This window comes from Streptomyces ardesiacus (assembly GCF_003112575.1).
Taxonomy (GTDB): domain Bacteria; phylum Actinomycetota; class Actinomycetes; order Streptomycetales; family Streptomycetaceae; genus Streptomyces; species Streptomyces ardesiacus.
This window is the reverse complement of sequence record NZ_BEWC01000008.1, coordinates 256,710-278,820: the sequence shown is the minus strand read 5'-3', so window position 1 is coordinate 278,820 and position 22,111 is coordinate 256,710. Positions and strand designations below refer to the sequence as shown.

The window sequence follows — 22,111 nt, the reverse complement described above, 5'->3', positions numbered from 1 at the left end:
GCCCCGGCTCTTCCCGACACCGACGATCAGGAATCGGACATGTCTGCCTCGCACTTCGCCCCGAGCCCGACCGCGACGACCCCCCACACCCTCGACATCGACGGCACGCGCCCGCTGTGCCCCTTGCTGATCGCCGACGTCAACGCCCTCTGCGACCGGCTGGAAGACGCGGGAGGCACGACGAGCGCCGTGATCCGGCTGCACGGCACGGGTCCGGCGGAGGACTGGCCCGGGGACGTCGGCATCGACCTGGTCAGCCGCTGGGAGAAGGCTCTGCGGCGGCTCGAACAGGGCCGGTACCCCAAGATCGTGACCGTCGAGGGGGTCTGCAGCGGCCCCGCCCTCGACGTGCTCCTCACCGCCGACCACCGCATCGGCACGCCCGGGCTGCGCATCGCCGTGCCGGTGACCCACGACGGCGTCTGGGCGGGCATGGCTCTGCACCGCCTCACCCACCAGCTCGGCGGCCTCCACGCCCGCCGGCTCGTCCTGTTCGGCGCCGAGCTGTCCGAGCAGCGGGCCCTGGCCATCGGGCTGATCGACCAGACGGCCAAGAACCCGGCCGCCGTCGCCGCACGTCTGGCCCGGCGCTTCGCCCGGCTGGAACCCGCCGAGCTCGCGATCCGTCGCCAGCTGGTCAGCGAGGCCGGTACGACCGCCTTCGAGGAGGCGCTGGGCAAGCATCTCGCCGCCTGCGACCGGACGTTGCGCCGGACCAGGAACGCACTCGCGGGCGCCCGGGGCGACGCGTGATGAGCGGCACGGGAGAAGCGGGCCGCACGACGGCGCGCCCCGTCGCGGTCGCGGCGCACTGGTCCGCGCGGACGCCGGTCCTCAGCGGCTCCCTGCTGGCCGACGCGGGCGCGCTGCGGACGTACACCGCCGAGGCCGAGAAACTGCTCGGGGAACTCCCGGCCAAGCCCGGACGGGATCCCGGTCAGCAGCAGCTCGCCACCGAGGTCTTCGACGACCAGCGGCGGTTGCGCAGCGCGTTCCTGGAACTGCACGCCGAGCGCGTCTACGAGGAGCTGACGGGGGGCCTGCGGGAGCATCGCACGCTGTCCGAGCTGGTGACGGCCGCGTCCGAGGCCTTTCCCGGCCTCACCCCGACCGAGACGCAGATGGCGGCGGAACGCGCGTGCGCGACGCAGGCCGACAAGGACGGACGGGAGATCGACCAGGGCCTGTTCTTCCACTGGGTGCTGCGGTCGCCGCAGGCCGGCCCTCATCTGATGCAGGCCCTGCTGCGGCCCACCCGGCGCGCCCGTTCGCTGCTGGGCGAGTTCGACCGGACGGGAAGCCTCGACCTGGGCACCGTACGGCTGGAGCGCGTGGACCGGGCGGCCCACCTCACCCTGTGCAACGGCCGTTTCCTCAATGCCGAGGACAACCAGCTCGTGGACGACCTGGAGACGGCGGTCGACCTCGCCCTGCTCGACGACCGTGTCGAGGTGGGGGTGTTGCGCGGCGGGAAGATGACCCACCCGCGCTACCAGGGCCGTCGGGTCTTCTGCGCCGGAATCAATCTGGTCGACCTGCATCAGGGCCGGATCTCGTTCGTGGACTTCCTGCTCCGCCGCGAACTCGGCCATCTCCACAAGCTGATCCGCGGTGTCCGGGTCGACGGCGCCTGGCCGCGGGCCCTGGTGGAGAAGCCGTGGGTGGCCGCGGTCGACAGCTTCGCGATCGGTGGCGGCATGCAGGTGCTGTTCGCCGTCGACCACGTCGTCGCCGCCGCCGACTCCTACTTCAGTCTTCCGGCGGCCCAGGAGGGCATCGTCCCGGGCATGGCCAACCTGCGGCTGACCGCGCTCGCCGGCGGGCGGCTGTCGCGGCAGGTCATCCTGTCCGGCCGCAAGCTCTGGGCGCGCGAGCCGGAGGCGGGGGCCGTCTGCGACGAGGTGGTCGATCCCAAGATGATGGACGCGAGCATCGAGGCTGCGGTCGCCCGCCTGGCGAGCCCGGCCGTGGTCCCGAACCGGCACATGATCAACGTCGCCGAGGAGCCGGTGGACCACCTGCGCGCCTATGCCGCCGAGTTCGCGCTGGAACAGGCACTGCGGCTGTACAGCGCCGACGTCATCGACAAGGTGGACCGGTTCAGCGCCGGCACGTCCCGCGAGCGGCGTACGGGAAGCGGCTCGTGAAGCCGGTCGACGCGATGCTGGAGGTGCTGCGCGACGAAGGCGTGACCCGGGTCTTCGGCAACCCGGGCACGACGGAACTTCCGTTCGTCGAGGCGGTCACGGCGGCTCCCGACCTCCAGTACGTCCTCGGGGTTCAGGAAGCCTCCGTCGTCGCGATGGCCGACGGATACGCCCGGGCCACCGGCCGCCCGGCCTTCGTCAGCCTGCACATCGCCGCCGGGCTCGCCAACGGCGTGGTCGGCCTCCTCAACGCCTGCCGGTCGCGTACGCCGCTGGTGGTGACCGCGGGGCAGCAGGACCGCCGTCACCTGGCGCAGGACCCCATGCTCTCCGGCGACCTGGTGGGGATCGCCCGGGCGGCGGTCAAGCACGCCTTCGACGTCCAGCACGCCCACGACCTGACGGTCATGCTCCGCCGGGCCTTCGCGCTGGCCGTCCAGCCGCCCGCGGGCCCGGTCTTCCTCTCGGTCCCCATGGATCTGCTGGAGGAGGAGACGCCGGTCGCCCCGCCCGCGCCGAGATCCCGGCTCGGCGGCCTGGGCCCCGCCGCCGGGTGGCCGGAGGCCGCCGAACGGCTCGCCGCGGCACGGCGACCGGGGATCGTCGCCGGCGACGGGGTGGGACGCGACGGCGCCGTGGCCGAACTGGTGGCGCTGGCCGAGGCGACCGGTGCGGCCGTGTTCCACCAGCCGATGCACGACGGCGTGGACTTCCCCACCGTGCATCCGCTCTACGCGGGCATGCTCGACGCCCGCCACTCGGCGATCCGGTCCGCTCTCGAAGGCCATGACGTGGTGCTCATCGCCGGCACCCGGGCGTTCATGGCGCACCACTACGAACCCGGGTCGCCGATTCCGGCGGGCACCGACGTCATCCAGCTCGACAGCGATCCGGGGGAACCGGGACGGAACTTCCCCGTTGTGCTCGGTCTGACCGGTGGAGTCCGGGCCACGCTCGCGGCGCTCGCCTCGCAGCTCGCCGGCAAGGTGCCGCAGGCGCCGTCGCGCATCGAGGCGATCGGTCCCGTCCACGAGGCCGCCCGTGCGCGGGTGCGCGAGCGCGCGCTGGCGGGGCGCGGCGACGCCCCGATGGACCCGCTGGCCGCCGCGCACGCCGTCGTCTCCGGGCTCCCGGCGGACTCCGTCGTGGTGGAGGAGGCGATCACCAGCGGGCTGCTGCTGCGCAGCGTGCTGCCGCTGGAGCGTCCCCGTTCCTACGTCCACACCGTGGGCGGCGGACTCGGCTCCGGCATCGGCGCGGCGATCGGCTCCCGGATGGGGGACCCCAGCCGCCCGGTGGTCGCCGTGCTCGGCGACGGCTGCACGCTGTTCGGGCTCCAGGGGCTGTGGAGCGCCGCCCACTACCGCGTCCCGGTCACCTTCGTGGTGCTGAACAACGGCGAGTACCGGACCCTGAAGGAGACGGCCGCCCGGCGGCGACGCAGCCGGGCCGCCCGCCGCGGCGACGGCGGCCTGGAGCTCACCCCGCCCCGCCTCGACCTGGCGCCCGCCACGGGCCTGCTGGGCCTCGGGGACGGAACACCGGACGGCCCCGACGGCCTGGATCTCGCACCGCCGGAACTCGACTTCACCCGCGTGGCCGAGTTCTTCGGCATCACCGCGGTGCGGGCCCGTTCGACGGACCACCTCACCGAGGCCGTGGCGCGTGCCGCCGCGGGAACGGAACCCGTCCTCATCGACGCCCGCGTCACGGGCCACGCCGACGGCGTGCGACTCGCGCACGGACACACGGGAGGAGCCTTCACGACGTCAGGAGGAACGGCATGACGAGCCTGGTCGACACGGCGGGGCTGGCCGGGACGGTGTTCAGCGACGGCTGGCGGTCCGCGTCCGGCGATGCCGTCGTCGAGGTGGTCGAGCCGGCGACCGGGAAGACGCTCGCCCGGGCCGGTGTCGCCGACGCGGCGGACGTCGCGCGTGCGGCGGCCGGCGCGGCACGGGCACAGCCGGCGTGGGGCGCCCTGCCCGCCGCCGCCCGCGCGGCCGTCCTGCGGCGCGCGGCGGCCGTGCTGGAGGAACACCGCGCGGAGGTCGTCCGGTGGTTGGTCCGCGAGGGCGGTGCGGTACGGGCGAAGGCGGAGACCGAGATCGCGGACGCGGTGGAGGAGCTGCTGCAGGCGGCGGCGCTGCCGACCCAGCCGCACGGCCAGGTCCTGCCCTGCGGGCCGGACCGGTCGAGCACGGCCCGCCGGGTGCCGCTCGGCGTGGTCGGGGTGATCAGCCCGTGGAACGTACCGCTGCTGCTCGCCCTGCGTTCGGTGGCCCCGGCACTCGCCCTGGGCAACGCCGTGCTCCTCAAACCGGATGTCCGTACCCCGGTTGCCGGCGGCTATGTCGTAGCGCGGCTGTTCGAGGAGGCGGGGCTCCCGGAGGGTGTCCTGCACGTGCTGCCGGGCGACGCGGTCGCGGGCGGCGCGCTGACGTCCGACCCGGCGGTGGCGATGGTGTCGTTCACCGGCTCCACCGCCGTCGGCCGGGAGGTGGGGGCCGTGGCGGGGCGCGCCCTGAAGCGGGTCTCGCTGGAACTGGGCGGCAACAACGCGCTGATCGTGCTCGACGACGCCCCTCTGGAGACGGCCGCGGCGGCGGGCGCCTTCGCGTCCTTCTTCCACCAGGGCCAGATCTGCATGGCGGCGGGGCGGCACATCGTGCACGCGGCGGTCGCCGAGGAGTACGTGCGCCGGTTGGTCGAGGAGGCGCGGCGGCTCACCGTCGGCGATCCGTGGACCGGCCCGGTCGACCTGGGGCCGATGATCGACGCCGGTCAGCTGCGGCGCACCCGCGCGATCGTCCGCGACAGCGTCGCGGGCGGCGCCGAAGTGCGGTGCGGGGGCGTCGCGGACGGGCCGTTCTACCCGCCGACCGTCCTCACCGGCGTCTCCCGGGACATGCCCGCCTTCACCGAGGAGATCTTCGGCCCGGTGGCGCCGGTCGTCGTCGTCCAGGACGAGGAAGAGGCGGTGGCCGTCGCCAACGACACCGAGTACGGCCTGGTGGCGGCGGTTCGCACGGGGTCGCTGGAACGAGGGCTCCGGCTGGCCGACCGGCTGCGGACGGGCATGGTCCACATCAACGACCAGACCGTCAACCACCAGGCGGTGGTGCCCTTCGGCGGCTTCGGCGCCTCGGGCAACGGCGCCCGGCACGGGGCGCAGTTCGCCTGGGACTCGTACACCCAGTGGCAGTGGATCACGGCCCGGGCCGGCGAGTCGGCCTGATCACCGGGAGGCCGCGGCCCGCCGGGCGGCGGCCTCGTGGTTCGCCGTGCCGCCCCGGCTCGCGGCGGTGCCGTCCCGACGCGTGGCCGCGCCGCCGGGGCCCGTGAGCACGACGCCCCCGTCCGGGTTCCGCCGCCCGGCGAAGCCGGACCGCAGGAGGGCTCCTCCGCGGCCGGAGTCGGGGTCGGAGCTGTTCCCGATGACGTCGAAGGGCAGGGTCCGCCCCCGGGCGCACACTTCCCCCGTCTGCCCGGTCCCGAGGTTCTCCCCCAGGGCGCCGCGCACGCTCAGCCGCACCCCGGGTGCCGCCCCGATCACGGGGCCGGCGCCGGAGACCGTGTCCTGTCCCGCCGGGTAGGTGCTCACCGCCCACGGCAGCACGCTCCCGCCGGGCGCGAACTCGGCGCGCAGCACCGTGGTGGGCAGGGTGTCGACGTGCCGGGCCACCAGTTCGGGCGGGCACGGGGCGCCCACCAGGAGAACCAGCCGGGGCCGCGGCGGGCGGGGCTCCCGTGCCAGGGCGTCGAGCACCCGTGCGTACTCCTCCGCGTCGTACACCACGACGCCCCTGTCGACGGCCGCCACAGGTTCTTCCGGCCGTGCGTCCAGGGTGCCGCCCGATCCGAAGGCCCACCACATCGCGGACAGGGTGACCGGCCCGGTGGGATGTTCGGCGACGACGACCCTCCTGCCGGTGGGACCGGTCTGGGCGGACCTGGCGGCCATCGCCAGCAGCCATGCCCGGTGGTCCACGAGATGGCCCGAGCTCCACGCTCCGCCCGTCTCGGCCGCCAGCAGGTAGGCGGACTCGGCGGGTGCCGAGCGCGGCAGCGCCCGGTCGACGGGGCGCGCCGCGAGCCGTTTCCACAGCTCCGGGTCGTCCAGGACGAGCCGCCGACGACGGCGGTCGTGCTCCCACGCCTCCCGGGTCGCGCGGCCGCACAGTACCGTCTCGGCACCACTGACTACGGCGATCCGGCGGGCCTGTCCGGCGGGCAGGTCGCGGGGCACGGGGACACAGACCCCGCCCGCCTTCATGACCGCCAAGTGGGCCACGAGCGCCTGCCGGTGGTCGGCGCAGTGCACCACGACCGGGTCGCCCAGCTGCACCCCGCCGCTCAGCAGCGCCGTGGCGAGCCGGGTGGAGAGCAGGTCGGCCTTTCCGTACGAGAGGGTGTGCGGCCCCTCGCGTACCGCGACGGCCAGCGGGTGGCGCCGGGCGGCCCGGGTGAAGAGTCCGTCCAGGGTCCTGTCCGGTCCGGCCGGCTGGTCCCGACGGCGGGTGCCGGGGCGGACTGGTTCCCGGAGTCCGGCCGAGAGCATCTCTGCGTCTCCTTCTGGTCCTTGTCCCGTCTCCGCTAGGCGGCGGGGGTGGTGACGGACGGTGAGCGGTCGGCCGGCCGGGGTGCGGTCTCCGGCACGATCACGGGCTTCGCGTACGTACGGGTCAGCAGCGGACCGGTCATCGCCGTGGTCACCAGTGCCACGACGACCAGCAGGGAGTACAGTCCGCCGTCGAGCAGCCCGGCCTGGAGTCCGACGCCGAGGATGACCAGCTCGGTGAGGCCGCGGGTGTTCATCAGCGCGGCGAGCGCCGTGGCGGCCCTCGGGGGGAGCCCCGTGCTGCGGGCACCCAGGTAGGTCCCCCCGAGCTTCCCGACCACGGCGACCAGCAGCACGGCGGCCAGTTCGGCGGACTGCGTCCAGCCGAACCCCCTGAGGTCCACCTTGAGCCCGGCGACGACGAAGTAGACGGGAAGGAGCACGGAGGTCACGGTGCGGGTGCGCTGCATGAGGTCGGCGCGCAGCCGGTCCGCGCCCTCGCTCGGCATGACCAGACCGAAGAGGAAGGCACCGAAGATGTAGTGCATGCCCATGGCCTCGGTCGCCGCGCCGCAGAGCAGGGCGCCGATCAGCACCAGCGCGTACCACCGGGACGCCGCGGGCCCATGGCCGTCGCCCGGGAGGGTGCGCCGGCGCAGCCAGGGGCGTACGACCAGCATCAGCACCAGGACGAACGGGATCATGAGGGCCACCCGCCAGTGGGCGCTCCCGCCTCCGATCGCGGCCTGCAACGCGGCCAGCGCCGTCCAGGCGACGATGTCGACGAGGGCCGCGCAGGCCAGGGCGATGCCGCCGAGGGTGGTGGCGGCGAGGCCGCGGTCGGAGAGGACCCTCGCCAGCACGGGGAAGGCCGTCACGGACACGGCCAGGCCCATGAAGACGAGGAACGCGGCCTTCTGGCCGGTGTCGTGGTTCCGCAGCAGGAGGCAGCCGAGTCCGACACCGAGGACGAAGGGCACCACCGTCGAGCCGAGGCTGACGACCGCGGCCATCCGCCCTCGGCCGCGCAGCGCCCGGCGCTCGATCTCCAGGCCCACTCCGAACATGAACAGGGTGACTCCCACGTCGGCCATCGCGCTCAGCAGCGGCCGTATCCCGTGCGGGAACAGGGCGTCGGAGACCGCGCCGTCGAGGAGGGTGGGCCCGAGGAGCACTCCGGCGAGGATCTCGCCCACCACGGGTGGTTGTCCGATCCGCGTGGCAAGGTGCCCGAGTACGTGGGCCAGGACGAGGATGAACGCGAGATCGAAGAGGAGCAGGGCAACCTGGTTACCGTCCATGGCGACCACTCTGCTCGAGCCGCCTACAGATGCTCTGAACGGTCTCTAACGCCCCCGGCGCCGCGCGGGGCCCGGCCTCCGGTCGCCGGGCACACGTGTGCCCCGTGGCCAGGGGGAGGTGCCACGGGGCACACGGGCACGGGGGCCCGCGAGGGCTGGCCGGTGCCCGTCGCACGTCTGCCGGTACGACGGGACGGCTTCTCAGGCGACCGAGGCGGTCGCCTGCAGCAGACGTGCGACGGCGGCGCTGCGGTGGGTCAGCGGCTCCCTCTCGGCGCACTCGGCCGCGAAGAGCCGCATGAGCTCGTGGAACCGGTACGCGTCCCGACCGGTCTCGACCAGCAGATGGCGGCGCGCGAGCAGCCTCAGCGTGCCGGCCGCCTCCGGCTCGGTGGTGCCGGTCAGTTCGGCCGCGGACGACACGGTGATCGACTCGTCGCTGAAGAGCCCGAGGAGCCGGAACATCCGTGCCGCTTCGGCGGGCAGCGCCTGGTACGACGTCTCGAACAGGGCGTGCAGGCTGGCCGACGGCTCGTCCCCGCGCGCCAGCCGGCCGAGCCGGCCGTGTTCCTCGGCGAAGTGCTCGACCAGCGCCGCCAGGGGCACGTCCGGGTTGGCGGCCAGCGTCTCGGCCATGATGCGCAGGGTCAGAGGCCGCCCGCCGGAGAGTCCCACCAGCCGCCTGGCCACGGCCTCCTGACGGAGCAGCCGGTCCCCGCTGAGACAGCGCAGGAGCGCCAGGGCGTCCTGGGTGCCGAGCGGGTCGAGCCGCAGCAGATGCGCGCCGTCGCGGACGGCCAGGCCGCCCAGGCGCTGTCGGCCGGTGCTGAGCACACAGGAGGAGCCGCCCGGAATCAGCGGGCGCAACTGGTCGGCGCTGAGCACGTCGTCGAGCATGACGAGGACGCGTTTGCCGTGGAGCAGACTGCGGTACAGCGTCGCGCGGCCGGCCGGGTCCGCGGGGATGCGTGCGTCGTCCACCCCGAGGCTGCGCAGCACCTGGAACAGGGCCTCGGAAGCGCTCAGCGAACGGCCTTCCATGCTCGTACCGCGCAGGTCGACGTAGAGCTGCCCGTCCGGAAAGTGCTGCGACAGCCGGTGGGCGAGTTCGAGCGCGAAGGCACTCTTGCCCACTCCGGCCGGACCGTCGACGACGACGATCGGGGTGGAGGCCCCCCACCCGTCGTTCTCGGTGAGCAGCCGTGCCAGGTGCGCCAGCTCCCGGGTGCGTCCGACGAACCCCCGGGCCACCGGAGGGAGTTGGGCGGGCCTTGGCGTTTCGGCCAGCACCATGGGGGGCGTGACCGGCTCCGGGGCGGGCGTCCGGCCGCCCGCGGCGGCGCTCCCCGTGCCGGTGGCCCGGCTCGGGGCGACCCGGCCGCCGGTCAGGATCTGCTGGTGCAGCGTGCGCAGTTCGGCACTGGGGTCGATGCCGAGCTCGTGCCGCAGCAGCCGCCGGGTCTCGGCGTAGACCTCCAGGGCGTGTGCCTGGCGGCCGCAGAGGTACAGCGCGGTCATCAGCAGCCAGCGTAATTTCTCGCGCAGCGGTTCCTCGGCCACGGCGCCGAGCAGCACCGTGACCGCCTCGACGGGGCGGTCCGCCGCCAGCATGTCGGCGGCCCACTCCTCCACGGCGGTGAGCCGGAGGTCCTGGAGCCTCGTCCGTTCCATCGCCGCGAAGGGGCCGGGAACGCCGGAGTGCGCGTCGCCGTGCCACAGGGACAGGGCGGATTCGGCGATGTCCAGCGCGTCCTGGAGCCTGCCTTCCGCGCGTGCGCGCCGCGCCCGGGCGTGGCGGCGCGCGAAGAGCGTGGCGTCGACCGCCTCGGGGTCGGTCTGCAGGGCGTAACCGCCGGCGGCCGAGATCAGCAGGTCACCGCTTTCCCGTCGGCTGCGCTCCGGCTCGAGGATCCGCCGGAGCCCCGCCACATAGGTGTGGACACCGTTGGCCGCCGTCTGCGGGATGTCCGCGCCCCACACGGCGTCGATGATGTGATCCACACTCACGACGTCGTTCGCCCGTCCGGCGAGCAACGCGAACACGGCTCGCTGTTTGGGCGGCCCGAGGACGACTTCTCTGCCGTGCCGCCAGGCACGGACCGGTCCGAGCAGTTGCACTTTCAAGGGCTCCCCCGTCGTCGGCATTGCCCTGTCACCTCCTGAGATCGTGGTCACGGTCGCCGTACCGTCTCTGCCGGTGATTCAGACGTACAGACGCTTGTCGGGCGCGGCGTCCGACGCCCGCGCCTCGCTCTCGGCCGCGGGGGCCACCAGACAGCCGGCCACACACCTCAGCTTCTCCCGGGTCTCCTCCAGTTCCCGCTCGGGTACGGACTGTTCGACGATGCCGGCGCCGGCCTGCAGCCAGGTCTCGCCGTTCTTGCGGAAGACGCTGCGCAGGGCGAGCGCGGCGTCCATGGAGCCGTCCTGGGCCAGCGTCATCACCGTGCCCGCGTAGAGGCCGCGCTCGCGCGGTTCGACGGCCGAGATGGCGTCGTACGCGGGGTACTTGGGCACGCCCGAGGCGGTGACGGCGGGGAAGACCGCGGCGAAGGCGTCCCAGGGGCCGGCCTGTCGCGACATCCGGCCCACGACCCTGGAGGCCAGGTGCTGCACGGAGCCCCGCTCCTTGATCACCATGTACTCCTGGACGACCACCGTCTCCGGGGTGCAGGGACCGGCGAGTTCGTCGACCGCGACCTTCACCGAGATGGCGTGCTCGTGGAGTTCCTTCGGGTCCGCGAGGAGGTTCTCGCGCAGCCGCCGGTCCTCGTCGGCGTCGCCGGTCAGGGCCCTGGTGCCGGCCAGCGGCTGGCTGGAGACGGTGCCGTCGGGGCCGACCTCCACGACGGTCTCCGGGCTGAAGCCCAGCGCCTGGATGCCTGCCATGTTCAACAGGTAGGAGCGGGCCGGGGTGTTGGCGCGGCGGCCGGCGAGGTAGGTCGCCGGGAAATCGACGTCGGAGGTGACGGGGACGATGCGGGAGACCACGGCCTTCTGCAGCAGACCGGCGCGTATGCGCTCCACGACGGTGGTCACGGAGTCGCGGTAGGCGCCGGCGCCGGCCTCGATGTCCACGCGGACCGGCAGGCCCCGGGCGTCGGTCACCGGCTCCAGGCCGGTCAGCGTCTTCTCGACGAGGGCCATCTCCTGCGGGTCCAGACCGCGCACGACGGCGTGGTCCCCGGACAGGCGTGTCTCCGTGCGCGGAACGACGAGATGGAGCAGGACGTCGTTGCCGACGGGACGGCCGGCGACGGCGTAGGCGAGTTCGAAGGCGCTCCAGCCGTACGCGCGCCAGTCGGCCAGGTCCAGCCCGTCGAAGAACGCACGGACCTGGGCCAGGGGGTCGCCCCGCCAGGGGCGCTCGACGGTGGTGCCGTCCTTCGTACATCGGACGGTGTCCGGTTTGAGTATGACCTCGGCCGCTATTCCGCCGGCCACCGACCAACCGTCCTCGGTTTCGTAGAGAACATAGGTGGAGAACAGGCCTGATGCGGCGAGAGCCGTTGCCGCGACCAGTGGCTCCACACTCGTGCGTACGGCTTTTGTCTGGTACGGGAAACCCACGGTTCTTCTCCTTGGCGCTCACGACCGAAATTGCACTGCAAGGGCGAAAAACACTCGGCCGTTCCCCAGGAGAGGAGAACTCAGGAGAATATCAACTTCACGTCAAGGAGGAGCAATCACAGTACGTCACCACGTGCGGTGCTGGTCACGAGCGCACACTCGAACAATATGCGGGCATGCGAAAAAACCTGTGAAGCCTTCCTTCAACAGGATGTCATCCCCCCGAAACAAAACGTTTCCCCCGGGTGGCTGAATACTCCTGCGTCTCTGTGAAACCCCAAGAGCGGCCGAACCGAGGTGGACTCTACCTAAGGACTACTCCCCCCATCAACAGTATGTGTTGCACCATAGAGACTTTACTTCTGCTTGACCCGGCTGGCCTTTCCGTCACTTGATTAGGACCGAATTCAACCGCCTGCGCGGCGACCGATTGGAGGGCGGCCCGGCGCTTGTGCACGGGGGATCGTCCGGGCCGCCCGAGCCCTGTCCGCCGCGCCGCGTGGCGACGCCCGGCAGAGCCGTCTCATCCGGGAGGCGGACCCCCGGCCGCCCGAGCCGGGGCCGCGACGCGCCGCCCCGACTCCGGGCCCCGCCCGGACTTCCCCACCGCCCACCCCCCGTAGTTTTTATACCCGTAAGTCTTACGCGTACAATAACTGTAGCCCGGACTCTCGTCGTTGTCATCCCCGCCCCGAGGAGCCCAGCACAACGCAGTGATCGAGTCGCGGGCGGAGCACGGCATGGGCAGCTCCACGACTCGGATGGGAGAAGCAGGGATGAAGCCCCGGAAGGGACGAAGAGGCGGCGCGCGCCAGTCCGCGCCCCTCTCGCAGGAGACGATCGTCACGGCCGCGCTGCACATCCTCGATCACGAGGGGCCCCAGCGGCTGTCCATGCGACGGCTCGCCAAGGAGTTGTCCATCACACCGATGGCTCTCTACCACCATGTGCGCGACCGGCACGAGCTGCTGCTCCTGCTGGTCGCCTCCCGGTCCCGGGACCGTGCCCGGCCGACCCTGCCCGACGACCCCCGCGAGAGGCTTCTCGCGGCCGCCGAGCTGCTCCACGACACGCTTGCCGAGTACCCGTTCCTGAGCGAGATCCTGGCCTCTCCCGACCTCTTGGCGATGTCCGCTCTGTGGATCATGGAGGCGCTCCTCGACGCGGCCGTCGAGTGCGGTCTCACCCTGGAAGAGGCGGCCCAGGCGCACCATGCCATCTGGCACTTCACGGTCGGCGTCCTCCTGATCCGCACGACCAGCCGCCGGCACCACGCCGGACTGACCCGCCCCACTCAGCGCGAACAGGTCTTCGCCACCCTGTCGCCCGAGGCCTTCCCCCGTCTGACCTCGCTCGCCGGCCGCTGGTCCTCCCTGACCGCGCGGAACACCCACCGGGAGGCCCTGGAGGACATCGTCGAAGGACTGCTCGGCGAGCATCCGACACACCCCGGAGAACACGCATGAGCATCGACACGGCACCCCTGATCGGGATTCTGGGCGGATACGGGAGCGTCGGCGCGGCCGCGGCCCGCTTCCTCGCCGCCCAAGGCGGCTGCCGGCTGCGGATCGGCGGACGGTCCGCCGACCGGGCCTGGCGGTTCACCCGGACGCTCGGAGACCCCGCGGAGGCCGCGGTGGTCGACGCCCGCGACAGCCAGAGCCTGATGCACTTCACCCGCGGCTGTGCCACCGTGCTCGACTGCTCGGGGACCGCGTTCTCGCTCCGCGGCCGGGTCCGCGCCGCGGTCCTCGCGGCCGGCGTCCACTACGTGGGGATGACGGACGACGGCGGCTCGCGCACTCCGGCGGGGCCGTGCTCGGCCGTCCTCTTCACCGGGCTTTCGGGCACCCTGGCCGGCTGGGTGCCGCGCTGGCTGGCCGACGGGCTCGACTCCGCGACCCGCTTCAGCGGCTGGTGGGGCGGTCTCGGCGCCATCCCGCCCCACACGGCGGTCTCCTGTCTGCTCGGCAAGTGCCGGGCGGTCGAGCTCCCCGGCGACGGCCATGCTCAGGACTGCGGCACGCAGGACGGCGAAGGCCCGCGGCAGGAGGCGGAGTTGCCCCTGTCGCAGGCGTTCGCACCGGCCGCCGCGCCGCCGGCCCACGCGGTCGCCGTCCGCCGCACCCTCCCCGAGGAACTCCGGCAGCAGGCCTACCGCCTGCGACTGGAGGAGACCAGCTGGCACGAGGTGCTGAAGGGGCCTGGAGTGCCCGCCTTCCTGGACCGGTTCGCGCTGCGCGGGCCGACGGCGGGCGACGGCGGAGCACTCATGGCCGCTGCCCGGGAACTGACCAGGGCTAGTCTGCGGGACGCGGCCGGCAGCTCCCCCTACCAGGTTCTGTACGGCACACTCGAGGGGCTCTCGCCCGACGGCACCCCCGTCCGCAGGAGCGCGCTCCTGCACTGCACGGACGTGACCGGGCTGGTGGGGGTGATGGCCTCGATCACGGCGCACGAGGTCACGAGGGGCAGGGCTCCCTCCGGTGTCCACGTCATGGCGGCTACGCTGCCCCCCAGGGACACCGCCGACTGGATCGTGCGTCACCTCCCGCAGGCGACGGCGCGCACGACGGAGGTACCGGCCGGCGAGCCGGGCACGACGGCGCCGCCGGCCGCCCGGCGCCCCGGATGAGGCGCCGGCTCGCGGCACGGCCGGCCGGCCGCGGCCGCCGCCCCGTTCCGCACCCGGCACGAAGGACAGGAAGACACACGGATGACGCCTCAGACCCGACGCACCGGCCGGACCGGCCGTCCACCCCGCCTGTCGCAGGAGGCCATCCTCACGGCGGCGCAGCGCCTCCTGGACGAGGAAGGGCCGGAGCACCTGTCGATGCGCCGGCTGGCGCAGGAGCTGTCGAGCACGGCGATGGCGCTCTACCACTACGTGCGCGACAAGGACGAGTTGCTGCTCCTGCTGCTCGAACGCCACGCCCAGCGGTTCCCGCGCCCTGCGCTGCCCGCCGATCCGCGTGAACGGCTGCTCGCGGCGAGCCAGGCGCTGCACGACATCCTCGCCGAGTGTCCGTGGATCGTGGAGGTCCTCGCCTCCGACGACCTCATGGCCGTGTCCGCGCTGTGGATCGTGGAGAACATGATCGACGCCGCGATCCAGTGCGGACTCGGCCCGGACGAGGCGGTCTACGCCTACCGCGTCATCTGGTACTACACGGCGGGCGAGCTCACGATCCGGGTGAACCGGGAGCGGCACCACGCCGGTCTGGAGCGGCCGCCGCACCGGGACAAGGCGTTCGCCGCCCTGACCCCGGACGAGTTCCCCCGGCTCGCCTCGCTCGCCGGCCGGTGGGACGAGATCACCACCCGGGACACCCACCGCGAGGGTCTGGTGGCCATCGTCGACGGACTGCTGTCGCGGGCGGGCGGGGCCCGAGGGGCGACGTGACGGCGGGCCCGGATCACCGGCCGTACCGCAGCCGGTGGTCCGGGCCCGAGGGGCTGCGCTTCCCTCATGCCTCCAGGCGCGCGCGGAGGGCCCGCTTGTCGACCTTGCCGACGCCGGTCATCGGCAACTGCTCCAGGACCACCAGCCGGTCGGGCACCTTGTAGGCGGCGACTCCCCGGCCCCTGAACGCGGCCTGCACGTCCCGCAGGGTCGGCGGGTGCGCGCCGTCCTTGGGGACGACGCAGGCGCAGGTCCGCTCCCCCATCAGGGGGTCGGGCAGGGCGAACACGGCGGCGCCCAGCAGCGGCAGGGCGGCGAGCAGGTGCTCCTCCACCTCCAGCGTCGGTACCTTCTCCCCGCCCCGGTTCACCACGTCGTTGATCCTGCCGACGACCTCGAAGTTGCCTTCCGCCGTGCGGCGCACCAGGTCGCCCGTGCGGTAGTAGCCCTCCTCGGTGAACCGGGTGAGGTTGCGTTCCCCCGCGCGGTAGTAGCCGCGCAGGGTGTAGGGACCGCGGGTGAACAGCTCGCCCGTCTCCCCCGCTTCCGCCTCGGTCCCGTCCTCCCGGACCACCCGCACCTCGTCGGCCGGAGACAGCGGTCGCCCCTGTGTGTGGACGATCACGTCCTCGGGGTCGTCGAGCCGTGTGTAGTTGAGCAGTCCCTCCGCCATTCCGTACACCTGCTGAAGGGTGCAGCCGAGGGCTTTTGGCACCTGCCGGGCCGTCTGCGGGTCGAGCCGGGCACCGCCCACCTGGACGACCCGCAGGGAGGACAGGTCGTGGTCCGTCCACCCGGCCGCGTCGAGCCACAGCGGCACCAGCGGGGGCACCAACGAGGTGATCGTCACTCCGGCCCGTTCGATGAGCGGGAAGCACACGTCCGCCGTGGGCGCCGGGGCGAGCACGGCCGTTCCTCCCACGCGGAGCGTGCCCAGGACGCCGGGGCAGCCGAGCGGGAAGTTGTGCTCGGCGGGCAGCGCCGCGAGGTAGACGCTCTCCGGCCCGACTCCGCACAGCCGTGCCGTCTCGCGCAGTTGGTACGCGTAGTCCGCGTGCGTCCGCGGTATCAGCTTCGGCGGTCCGGAGGTGCCGCCGGACAGGAGGAACAGGGCGACGTCCTCGGGCTCCGGTGCGGGCAGGGCGACAGGGTCGGCGTCGAGGGAGGACAGCGCGGTCCAGGGGCCCGGGTCACCGGCCACGAACACGTGCCGGAGGCTCTCTGTCCGGTCGAGCACCTCCCGGGCGACAAGCCGGAAGTCGCAGTCGAGGACGCGTTCCGCGCAGACGTAGGCGACGGCCCCGGACGAGGCCACGAGGTGGGTGATCTCGGCCGAGCGGTGTGCGGGCAGGGCGTACACCGGAAGGATGCCGGTCCGGAACAGGGCCAGGCTCAGCACCACCAGGTCCACGTCGTTGGGCAGTTGCACGACGACCCGGTCGCCGGGCACCAGGCCCGCCTGCAGCAGACCCGCGGCCGTGCGGTCGGCCGCACGGTCGAGTTCGGCGTGGGTCATGCCGCCGTCCGCCGTCACCAGCGCGGTCGCGGACCGCCCCTCCGGTGCGGGCGCGGTCCAGGTACCGAGGACGTCCGTGTTCCAGTACCCCTGCTCCCTGTACGTGCGGACCGCCGATTCAGGCCAGGCCACGCAGCCCTCCAGCATGGGGATCCTCTCTGTCCGTTGACGGAAATGGTGTGCGGCCGCCGTCGGCCGACGGCGCGTCACGGGGTGGACGGCCAGGCGGTGGCGGTCTCGGGCAGCGCCGCCCGGACCGCCTCGAAGACACGCGCCAGCACGCTCGTGCGCCGGCTCTCCAGATAGAAGTGGCCGCCGGTGAAGACCTCCACCTCGCAGGGACCGGTCGTGGCCTCGCGCCAGGCGGCGGCCTCCTGAGCGGTGACCTCCGGGTCGTCGTCGGCGTACAGCACGGTCACCGGGACGCCCGGGAGCGCTCCGGGCGACGGCCGATAGGTCTCAATGACCCGGTAGTCGCTGCGGATGGCGGGCAGCAGCGCCGCCAGGAGCGCGTCGTTGTCCATCACGTCCGCGGCGGTACCGCCGAGCCTTCTCAGGTCCGCGAGGAGTTCGGCGTCGGAGGCGCGGTGGAGGTCGCCGCCCCGGGTCCGCCGCGGCGCGGGCTGGCCGGACACGACGAGTGCCGCCGGCGCACGTCCCGTCAGGGCGAGCCTGCGCGCGGCCTCGTAGGCCACGGCCGCACCCATGCTGTGACCGAAGAACACGCAGGGGGCGAGGTCGTCGGTGCGTCCTGCGCCCAGTCCGGGGACGAGGTCGTCCACCAGGCCGTCCATGTCCGTGGCGGCCCGCTCTCCGAAGCGGTCCCCGCGGCCGGGGTACTGCACCGCGCGCACCTCGACGTCCCAGGGGGCGTCGAGGGACCAGCCGCGGTAGCCGGCCGCGGAACCGCCGGCGTGGGGGAAGCAGACGAGCCGGGAGCGCGCGTGCGCGCGCCGGGAGAAGGTGCGTGGCGCGCGGGACGCAGGGGGGTGCGAGGGGATCACAGCTCGCCCTCCTCGAACTCCTCGGACAGGCCGCCCGCCGCTCCCGCGGGACCGGCGCCGTCCGGGTCCTGGCCCAGACCGCTCCGGGCCCTCAACTCGCTCACCAGCGCGGCCATTCCCGCCACGGTCGGAGCCGCCAGGACGTCGCGCATCGGCAGTTCCACGCCCAGCCGGCCGCGGACGGCGGCCACCAGACGGGTCGCCGCCATGCTGTCCCCGCCCAGGGCGAAGAAGGCCGCACCACGCGCGGTGACCGGCGTACCGAGGACGCGTGCCCAGAGTTCCGCCACGGCTTCCTCCACGGGGCCCAGCGGCGGGTCATCGACGCTCTCGGCCGGGACGGCGGCGTGTCGGAGGGCCTGCTCCGCCCGCCGCCGGTCCACCTTGCCGTTGCTGCTCAGCGGCAGCTCGGCGAGGCCGACGAGGGAGCCGGGGATCATGTGGGCCGGGAGCCGGTCGGCGAGCCAGGCGCGGAGCGCCGCCGGGTCGGCGGCACGGCCGGCGCCGTCCGCGTCCGGAAGCCGGGCGGTGATCAGCACCACGCCGTCGGACTCGCGCCCGGAGAGCTCGCCGTGGATGAAACCGGCTCGCTCCAGGGCTCTCAGCCACCGGGGCGCGTCGGCGGCCGGGAACGTGGCGGGCACGGTCGGGACCGCCAGCGCAGAGGCCGTCTCCCTCGCGACGAGGAACACCCGGCTGCCGGGTCTGCCCAGCAGGGCCAGCACCCGTGCGGCGGCGTCCGGGTCCGCCTCCCGGCCCAGCGCGTCGTTCGCCAAGAGGACGTCGAAGGCCGCGAGTCTCGATTCGGGTACGGCGAAGGCGTCCTGCCGGGCCGTCCGCACCTGGTGCCCGGAACCGGCGAGCCGGACCCCGGCGGCGGCGGTCCGGGCCTCCCGCTCGTCGAGCAGTACGTAGTCGACCGTGCCCGGCTTCAGCCGCTCCAGCAGAGCGGCGGCGCTCCGGCCGCCGGCGCCCGCCCACTCGGCGACGTCGAGTGCGGGGCCGCCGTCCTCGTGCAGGTCCGCCACGGCCTGCGCCACGGCGTCCAGGCAGGCTCCGACGCCGGGCAGCCGGAGCGCGAGCCCGTCGGGGGACAGAACGGGGTCGTCGACCAGGGCTTCCGTGTCCGCGGTGCCGGCGAGCACGGCGGACAGCAGGGGCATCACCCCGGCCCAGCCGTCCACGACCTGCTGGAGGTGGCTGCCGGCCGCCCCGTCGCGCAGCGCGTCGGCCCGCGTCGCGTCACGGGCCACGGCCCAGCGGGGGCCCCGGGCCACGCTTCCGGCCGAGTGGGTCAGGACCTGCCGTTCCCGGAGGAAGTCCAGCCACCCGGCGAACAGTGGGCGGCCGGTCTCCGCCACGGGCAGAGCGCTCACCTCGACGGGCCGCTCCCCGGGGCCGAGCAGGGGCTCCACCAGCGCGGCGAGCAACGTCTCGGCCAGTTCCGCTTCCTGCTCCTGTGCGTCCCGGCCCCGGCCGTCGGCACGGTCCTGCGTCCGGACCTCGCCCGGTATCGACGCGGACGGCGGGGCAGCGGCGGACGGCGGGGCAGCGGCGGACGGCGGGACGGCGGCGGACGGCGGGGCGGCGGCGGACGGCGGGGCGGCGGCGGACGCCGGGGCGGGCAGGAAGGCCGCGGCGATCTCCCGCGTCCGGTCACCGACGACGACGGCGAGGGCGTGCGAGACCGCGGGGTGGGTCTGCAGCACGGACTCGATCTCGCCCAGCTCCACCCGGAAGCCGTTGATCTTGACCTGGTGGTCGATGCGCCCCAGGAACTCGAGCGTGCCGTCGGGCCAGTAGCGCCCCTGGTCGCCGGTGCGGTACCAGCGTCCGTCCGATGCCCGGGGGAAACGTTCCCTCGTCAGCTCGGGGTCGCCCCGGTATCCCCGGGCCACGCCGGTTCCGCCGATCCACAGCTCTCCGGGCACCCAGTCCGGGCAGTCCCGGCCGTGGGGGTCGACGACCCGGAACCGCTGGTTGGCCAGCGGCCTGCCGTACGGGATGGAACGCCAGTGCGCGGGCACCGCGGTCACCTCGTGGGCGTTGGACCAGATCGCGGCCTCGGTGGCGCCGCCGAGGGCGACCAGCCGGCACCGGCCGTCCGACGCACGGTCCAGACGGCCGGGCAGGTCGAGGCCGATCCAGTCGCCCGAGAGCAGCGCGAGGCGCAGGGACGCCGGAAGAGACGCGCCGTCGGCCGCGGTGAGGAGCATGTCCATCAGGGCGGGAACCGAGTTCCACACGGTGACGGCGTGGCGCTCGCAGAGCGCGAGCCAGCGGTGGGCGTCGCGTCGGTCGGTCTCGTCGACCAGCACCAGGGCGCCGCCCTCGGTGAGCGGGCCGAAGAGGTCCCACACGGAGAGGTCGAAGTCCAGGGCGGAGACGGCCAGGACCCGGTCCGCCGGCCCGAGAGCGTACCGCTCGTCGATGTCCTCGACGGTGTTCACCGCGGCACGGTGGCCGACCTCGACGCCCTTGGGCGTGCCGGTGGAACCGGAGGTGAAGATGACGTAGGCGCTCTCGTCGGCGGACACGTCCACGGGGGCGTCCAGCGGCGCCGCCCGGAGGGCCTCGTCGAGGGGCAGGAAGGGGGCCGTGGACCCCGTCCGCGGCGGCGCCCCCGTGCCGTCCAGGACGAGCACGCAGCGGCTCAGCGCGTGGATGCGGTCGCGGCGTTCGGCGGGCTGGTCGACGCCGACGGGGACGTAGGTGCCGCCCGCGGCCAGGACGCCGAGCACCGCCGCGATCTGGTCGGGTCCCTTGGGCGCGGTGACGACGACCGGGCTGCCCGGCCCGACGCCCCGGGCGGCGAGCGCACCGGCCACCCGCAGCGCGCGGTCCGCCAGTTCCCCGTGGGTGAGACAGCCGTCCTCCCCCCACAGCAGTGCCGGGTCCCCGGCCCGGCCGGCCGCCCGCTCGAAGAACGCCCGGTGCAGCGGACGACCGCTCTCCCGCCGGGTCACGGAGTTCGCCTCGGCACGACATCGCACCTGGGACTCGGGCAGGGGTATCTCCGGCGGGAGACTCCAGTCGGTGGCCGCCAGGCGCCCCACCAGGGTGGTGTACGCCGCGAACATCGCGTCCGTCACGCCCTTCGGGAAGAGCTCCTCGACGATGTCCCAGGCCAGCAGCAGACCGCCTTCGCGGGTGCCGTACACCTGGTGGTCGAGCCAGACCTGGGGCGTCTGGGAGACCATCCAGGACAGCTCGCCGAAGCGGGCGGCGAAGTCGTCGGGCACGAGCGGGGCGTCGAGGTTGCAGGCGAAGACGACGGGTGCCGTGCGCGGGGTCCCGGCGTCGACGCGGACGAAGTCGCGCAGCACGTCGACGCCCGTGTACGCGGCGTGGCCGACGTCGTCGTGCAGGCGCCTCTGGACCGCGCGGGCCCGGTCGGCGAAGCCTGCCTCCGCGGGCAGGTCGACCTCGAGGAGCAGCAGGCTGGTGAAGTCGGCCACGATGCGCTCGATGTCGGGATGGAGGTCCTGGTCGCGGTCGAACAGGGGGAGGTTGAGCAGGAACCTGGACTGTCCGCTCCACCGCGCGAGGACCTCGGAGAAGGCGGTGATCAGTAACACGGCCGGGGTCAGGCCGTGTTCGGCGGCCCGGCGCTGAAGGTCCGCCCACTCCCCGGGAGTCAGGGTGTGGCTCCGCCGCGAGAAACGCGGCACGCCGATCTCGCCCGGGTCCACCGCCAGTGGGAGGGCGGGCCCGCCCGGGAGTTCGGGCAGGCGCCGCTGCCAGTGCTCCCGCGCCCGTTCGCGCCCGGCCGTCCGGGACGCGGCGGTGTCGGCGAGATACTGGGGGAAGGTGTACCCCGGTTCGGCGGGGTTCTCGGGGTCCGCGTAGAGCGCCGCCAGATCGGAGAGCAGCACTCGGATGCTGTGCACGTCGGCGACCAGCAGGTCGGCGTTGACGTGGATGCGCTGCGCCCCGCCGGGACACAGGCTCAGCCGGACGTCGAGCACCTCGCCCGCGGCGACGTCGAGCACCCGGTGGGACAGGCGTTCCCGCAGCGCCCGCAGGGCGTCTTCGGCGGCCTCGGCCGGGAGCTTCGTGAAGTCGTGGACCCGCAGGCCGGGCCAGGTGACGCGGTCGGCGATCCGCTGTGTGCCGTCGTCCGTGAACGAGGCGCGCAGCATGGGGTGCAGGCGGACCAGGGCGACAACGGCCTGCTCGAGGCGCCCGGCCACCACGTCCTGGGTGTCGATCTCCAGGTAGGCGTGGCACCCGACGCCGCCGAGGGGCCGGTCGGCGCCGCGGCCGATCCAGTACGCCTGCTGCACGGCGGTCAGCGGGAACGGCGCGCTCCCGTCGACGGGAGCGACCGGGCCGGGGGCGGGCTCCGGCTCCGCCCCTTGCGCCGCCCCGCGCGAGGCGAGCAGTCCGTACCAGGCCGTGAGCCGCGGGTCCTGCGCCATCTCGGTGAAGTCGACGCCCGCGCCGGACCGGTTCATCCGGTTGACCAGGGACATCAACTGGAGTGACTGCAGGCCCAGTTCGAAGAGGTTCGCGTCGTCGTCCCCGGGTCCCAGGTCGATCCCGAGGAGCGCGGCGACCTCCTTGCGGAGATCCACCGGCTGCCCTGCCGTGCTGCGTGACATCCCTA

At 73.7% G+C, this 22,111-nt stretch carries 14 protein-coding genes; 7 read left to right on the top strand and 7 right to left on the bottom strand.

The window, feature by feature from the left end; all coding sequences use genetic code 11:
- Nucleotides 1-39 precede the first annotated feature (39 nt).
- The 4 genes from dpgB to Sdi02f_RS26265 are packed head-to-tail and all read left to right on the top strand — an operon-like array spanning nt 40 to nt 5,385.
- Entirely contained in the window at nt 40-753 is a 714-nt protein-coding gene (dpgB, locus tag Sdi02f_RS26280; protein ID WP_051849548.1) for an enoyl-CoA-hydratase DpgB, read from the top strand.
- The gene (gene dpgC / locus Sdi02f_RS26275) at nt 753-2,147 is read left to right on the top strand and encodes a (3,5-dihydroxyphenyl)acetyl-CoA 1,2-dioxygenase DpgC (protein ID WP_051849547.1); all 1,395 of its coding nucleotides are present in this window, start codon (nt 753-755) and stop codon (nt 2,145-2,147) included. The genes dpgB and dpgC overlap by 1 nt, the downstream gene beginning before the upstream one ends.
- On the top strand, nt 2,144-3,934 hold the full coding sequence (locus tag Sdi02f_RS26270; protein WP_108934138.1) for a thiamine pyrophosphate-binding protein: 1,791 nt from the start codon (nt 2,144-2,146) through the stop codon (nt 3,932-3,934). Before dpgC ends, Sdi02f_RS26270 begins: the two co-directional genes overlap by 4 nt.
- Complete coding sequence (locus Sdi02f_RS26265; protein ID WP_031081070.1) at nt 3,931-5,385, top strand: aldehyde dehydrogenase family protein; 1,455 nt, start codon at nt 3,931-3,933, stop codon at nt 5,383-5,385. The genes Sdi02f_RS26270 and Sdi02f_RS26265 overlap by 4 nt, the downstream gene beginning before the upstream one ends.
- Here Sdi02f_RS26265 and Sdi02f_RS26260 read toward each other — a convergent pair whose 3' ends face one another.
- From Sdi02f_RS26260 to Sdi02f_RS26245, 4 genes are all read right to left on the bottom strand, one after another.
- The gene (locus Sdi02f_RS26260; protein WP_108934137.1) at nt 5,386-6,708 is read right to left on the bottom strand and encodes a class I adenylate-forming enzyme family protein; all 1,323 of its coding nucleotides are present in this window, start codon (nt 6,706-6,708) and stop codon (nt 5,386-5,388) included.
- Between the two features lie 35 nt (nt 6,709-6,743).
- On the bottom strand, nt 6,744-8,009 hold the full coding sequence (locus Sdi02f_RS26255; protein ID WP_030398730.1) for a cation:proton antiporter: 1,266 nt from the start codon (nt 8,007-8,009) through the stop codon (nt 6,744-6,746).
- 201 nt (nt 8,010-8,210) lie between these two features.
- Nucleotides 8,211-10,127 (bottom strand): AfsR/SARP family transcriptional regulator, encoded by a 1,917-nt coding sequence (locus Sdi02f_RS26250; protein ID WP_234328349.1) that lies wholly within the window; start codon nt 10,125-10,127, stop codon nt 8,211-8,213.
- 84 nt (nt 10,128-10,211) lie between these two features.
- Nucleotides 10,212-11,540 (bottom strand): salicylate synthase, encoded by a 1,329-nt coding sequence (locus Sdi02f_RS26245; RefSeq protein ID WP_234328356.1) that lies wholly within the window; start codon nt 11,538-11,540, stop codon nt 10,212-10,214.
- Between the two features lie 815 nt (nt 11,541-12,355).
- Here Sdi02f_RS26245 and Sdi02f_RS26240 point away from each other — a divergent pair.
- The 3 genes from Sdi02f_RS26240 (at nt 12,356) to Sdi02f_RS26230 (ending at nt 14,982) form a co-directional block, all read left to right on the top strand.
- On the top strand, nt 12,356-13,045 hold the full coding sequence (locus Sdi02f_RS26240; protein ID WP_030398727.1) for a TetR/AcrR family transcriptional regulator: 690 nt from the start codon (nt 12,356-12,358) through the stop codon (nt 13,043-13,045).
- Nucleotides 13,042-14,214 (top strand): saccharopine dehydrogenase NADP-binding domain-containing protein, encoded by a 1,173-nt coding sequence (locus tag Sdi02f_RS26235; protein ID WP_030398726.1) that lies wholly within the window; start codon nt 13,042-13,044, stop codon nt 14,212-14,214. Before Sdi02f_RS26240 ends, Sdi02f_RS26235 begins: the two co-directional genes overlap by 4 nt.
- Before the next feature lie 81 nt (nt 14,215-14,295).
- Nucleotides 14,296-14,982, top strand: coding sequence for a TetR/AcrR family transcriptional regulator (locus Sdi02f_RS26230; RefSeq protein ID WP_030398725.1), 687 nt, complete (start codon nt 14,296-14,298; stop codon nt 14,980-14,982).
- A gap of 64 nt (nt 14,983-15,046) precedes the next feature.
- On the opposite strand, the gene Sdi02f_RS26225 is transcribed toward Sdi02f_RS26230, so the two are convergent.
- Genes Sdi02f_RS26225 through Sdi02f_RS26215 form a run of 3 tightly spaced genes read right to left on the bottom strand, consistent with a single transcriptional unit; the run spans nt 15,047 to nt 22,106 of the window.
- Nucleotides 15,047-16,645, bottom strand: coding sequence for a (2,3-dihydroxybenzoyl)adenylate synthase (locus Sdi02f_RS26225; RefSeq protein WP_108934136.1), 1,599 nt, complete (start codon nt 16,643-16,645; stop codon nt 15,047-15,049).
- Nucleotides 16,646-16,704: 59 nt separating this feature from the next.
- Nucleotides 16,705-17,502, bottom strand: a complete 798-nt coding sequence (locus Sdi02f_RS26220) for a thioesterase II family protein (protein ID WP_031184403.1) — start codon at nt 17,500-17,502, stop codon at nt 16,705-16,707.
- Nucleotides 17,499-22,106: a non-ribosomal peptide synthetase gene (locus Sdi02f_RS26215; protein WP_108934135.1), complete on the bottom strand. Its 4,608-nt coding sequence runs from the start codon at nt 22,104-22,106 to the stop codon at nt 17,499-17,501. The genes Sdi02f_RS26220 and Sdi02f_RS26215 overlap by 4 nt, the downstream gene beginning before the upstream one ends.
- Nucleotides 22,107-22,111 lie beyond the last annotated feature (5 nt).

Excerpts from the sequence above, each read along its gene's own strand:
- Sdi02f_RS26225 (WP_108934136.1), bottom strand. The coding sequence starts at position 16,645 with ATGCTGGAGGGCTGCGTGGCCTGGCCTGAATCGGCGGTCCGCACGTAC.
- dpgC (WP_051849547.1), top strand. The coding sequence starts at position 753 with ATGAGCGGCACGGGAGAAGCGGGCCGCACGACGGCGCGCCCCGTCGCG.
- Sdi02f_RS26240 (WP_030398727.1), top strand. The coding sequence starts at position 12,356 with ATGAAGCCCCGGAAGGGACGAAGAGGCGGCGCGCGCCAGTCCGCGCCC.
- Sdi02f_RS26255 (WP_030398730.1), bottom strand. The coding sequence starts at position 8,009 with ATGGACGGTAACCAGGTTGCCCTGCTCCTCTTCGATCTCGCGTTCATC.
- dpgB (WP_051849548.1), top strand. The coding sequence starts at position 40 with ATGTCTGCCTCGCACTTCGCCCCGAGCCCGACCGCGACGACCCCCCAC.
- Sdi02f_RS26265 (WP_031081070.1), top strand. The coding sequence starts at position 3,931 with ATGACGAGCCTGGTCGACACGGCGGGGCTGGCCGGGACGGTGTTCAGC.
- Sdi02f_RS26230 (WP_030398725.1), top strand. The coding sequence starts at position 14,296 with ATGACGCCTCAGACCCGACGCACCGGCCGGACCGGCCGTCCACCCCGC.
- Sdi02f_RS26215 (WP_108934135.1), bottom strand. The coding sequence starts at position 22,106 with ATGTCACGCAGCACGGCAGGGCAGCCGGTGGATCTCCGCAAGGAGGTC.
- Sdi02f_RS26235 (WP_030398726.1), top strand. The coding sequence starts at position 13,042 with ATGAGCATCGACACGGCACCCCTGATCGGGATTCTGGGCGGATACGGG.
- Sdi02f_RS26260 (WP_108934137.1), bottom strand. The coding sequence starts at position 6,708 with ATGCTCTCGGCCGGACTCCGGGAACCAGTCCGCCCCGGCACCCGCCGT.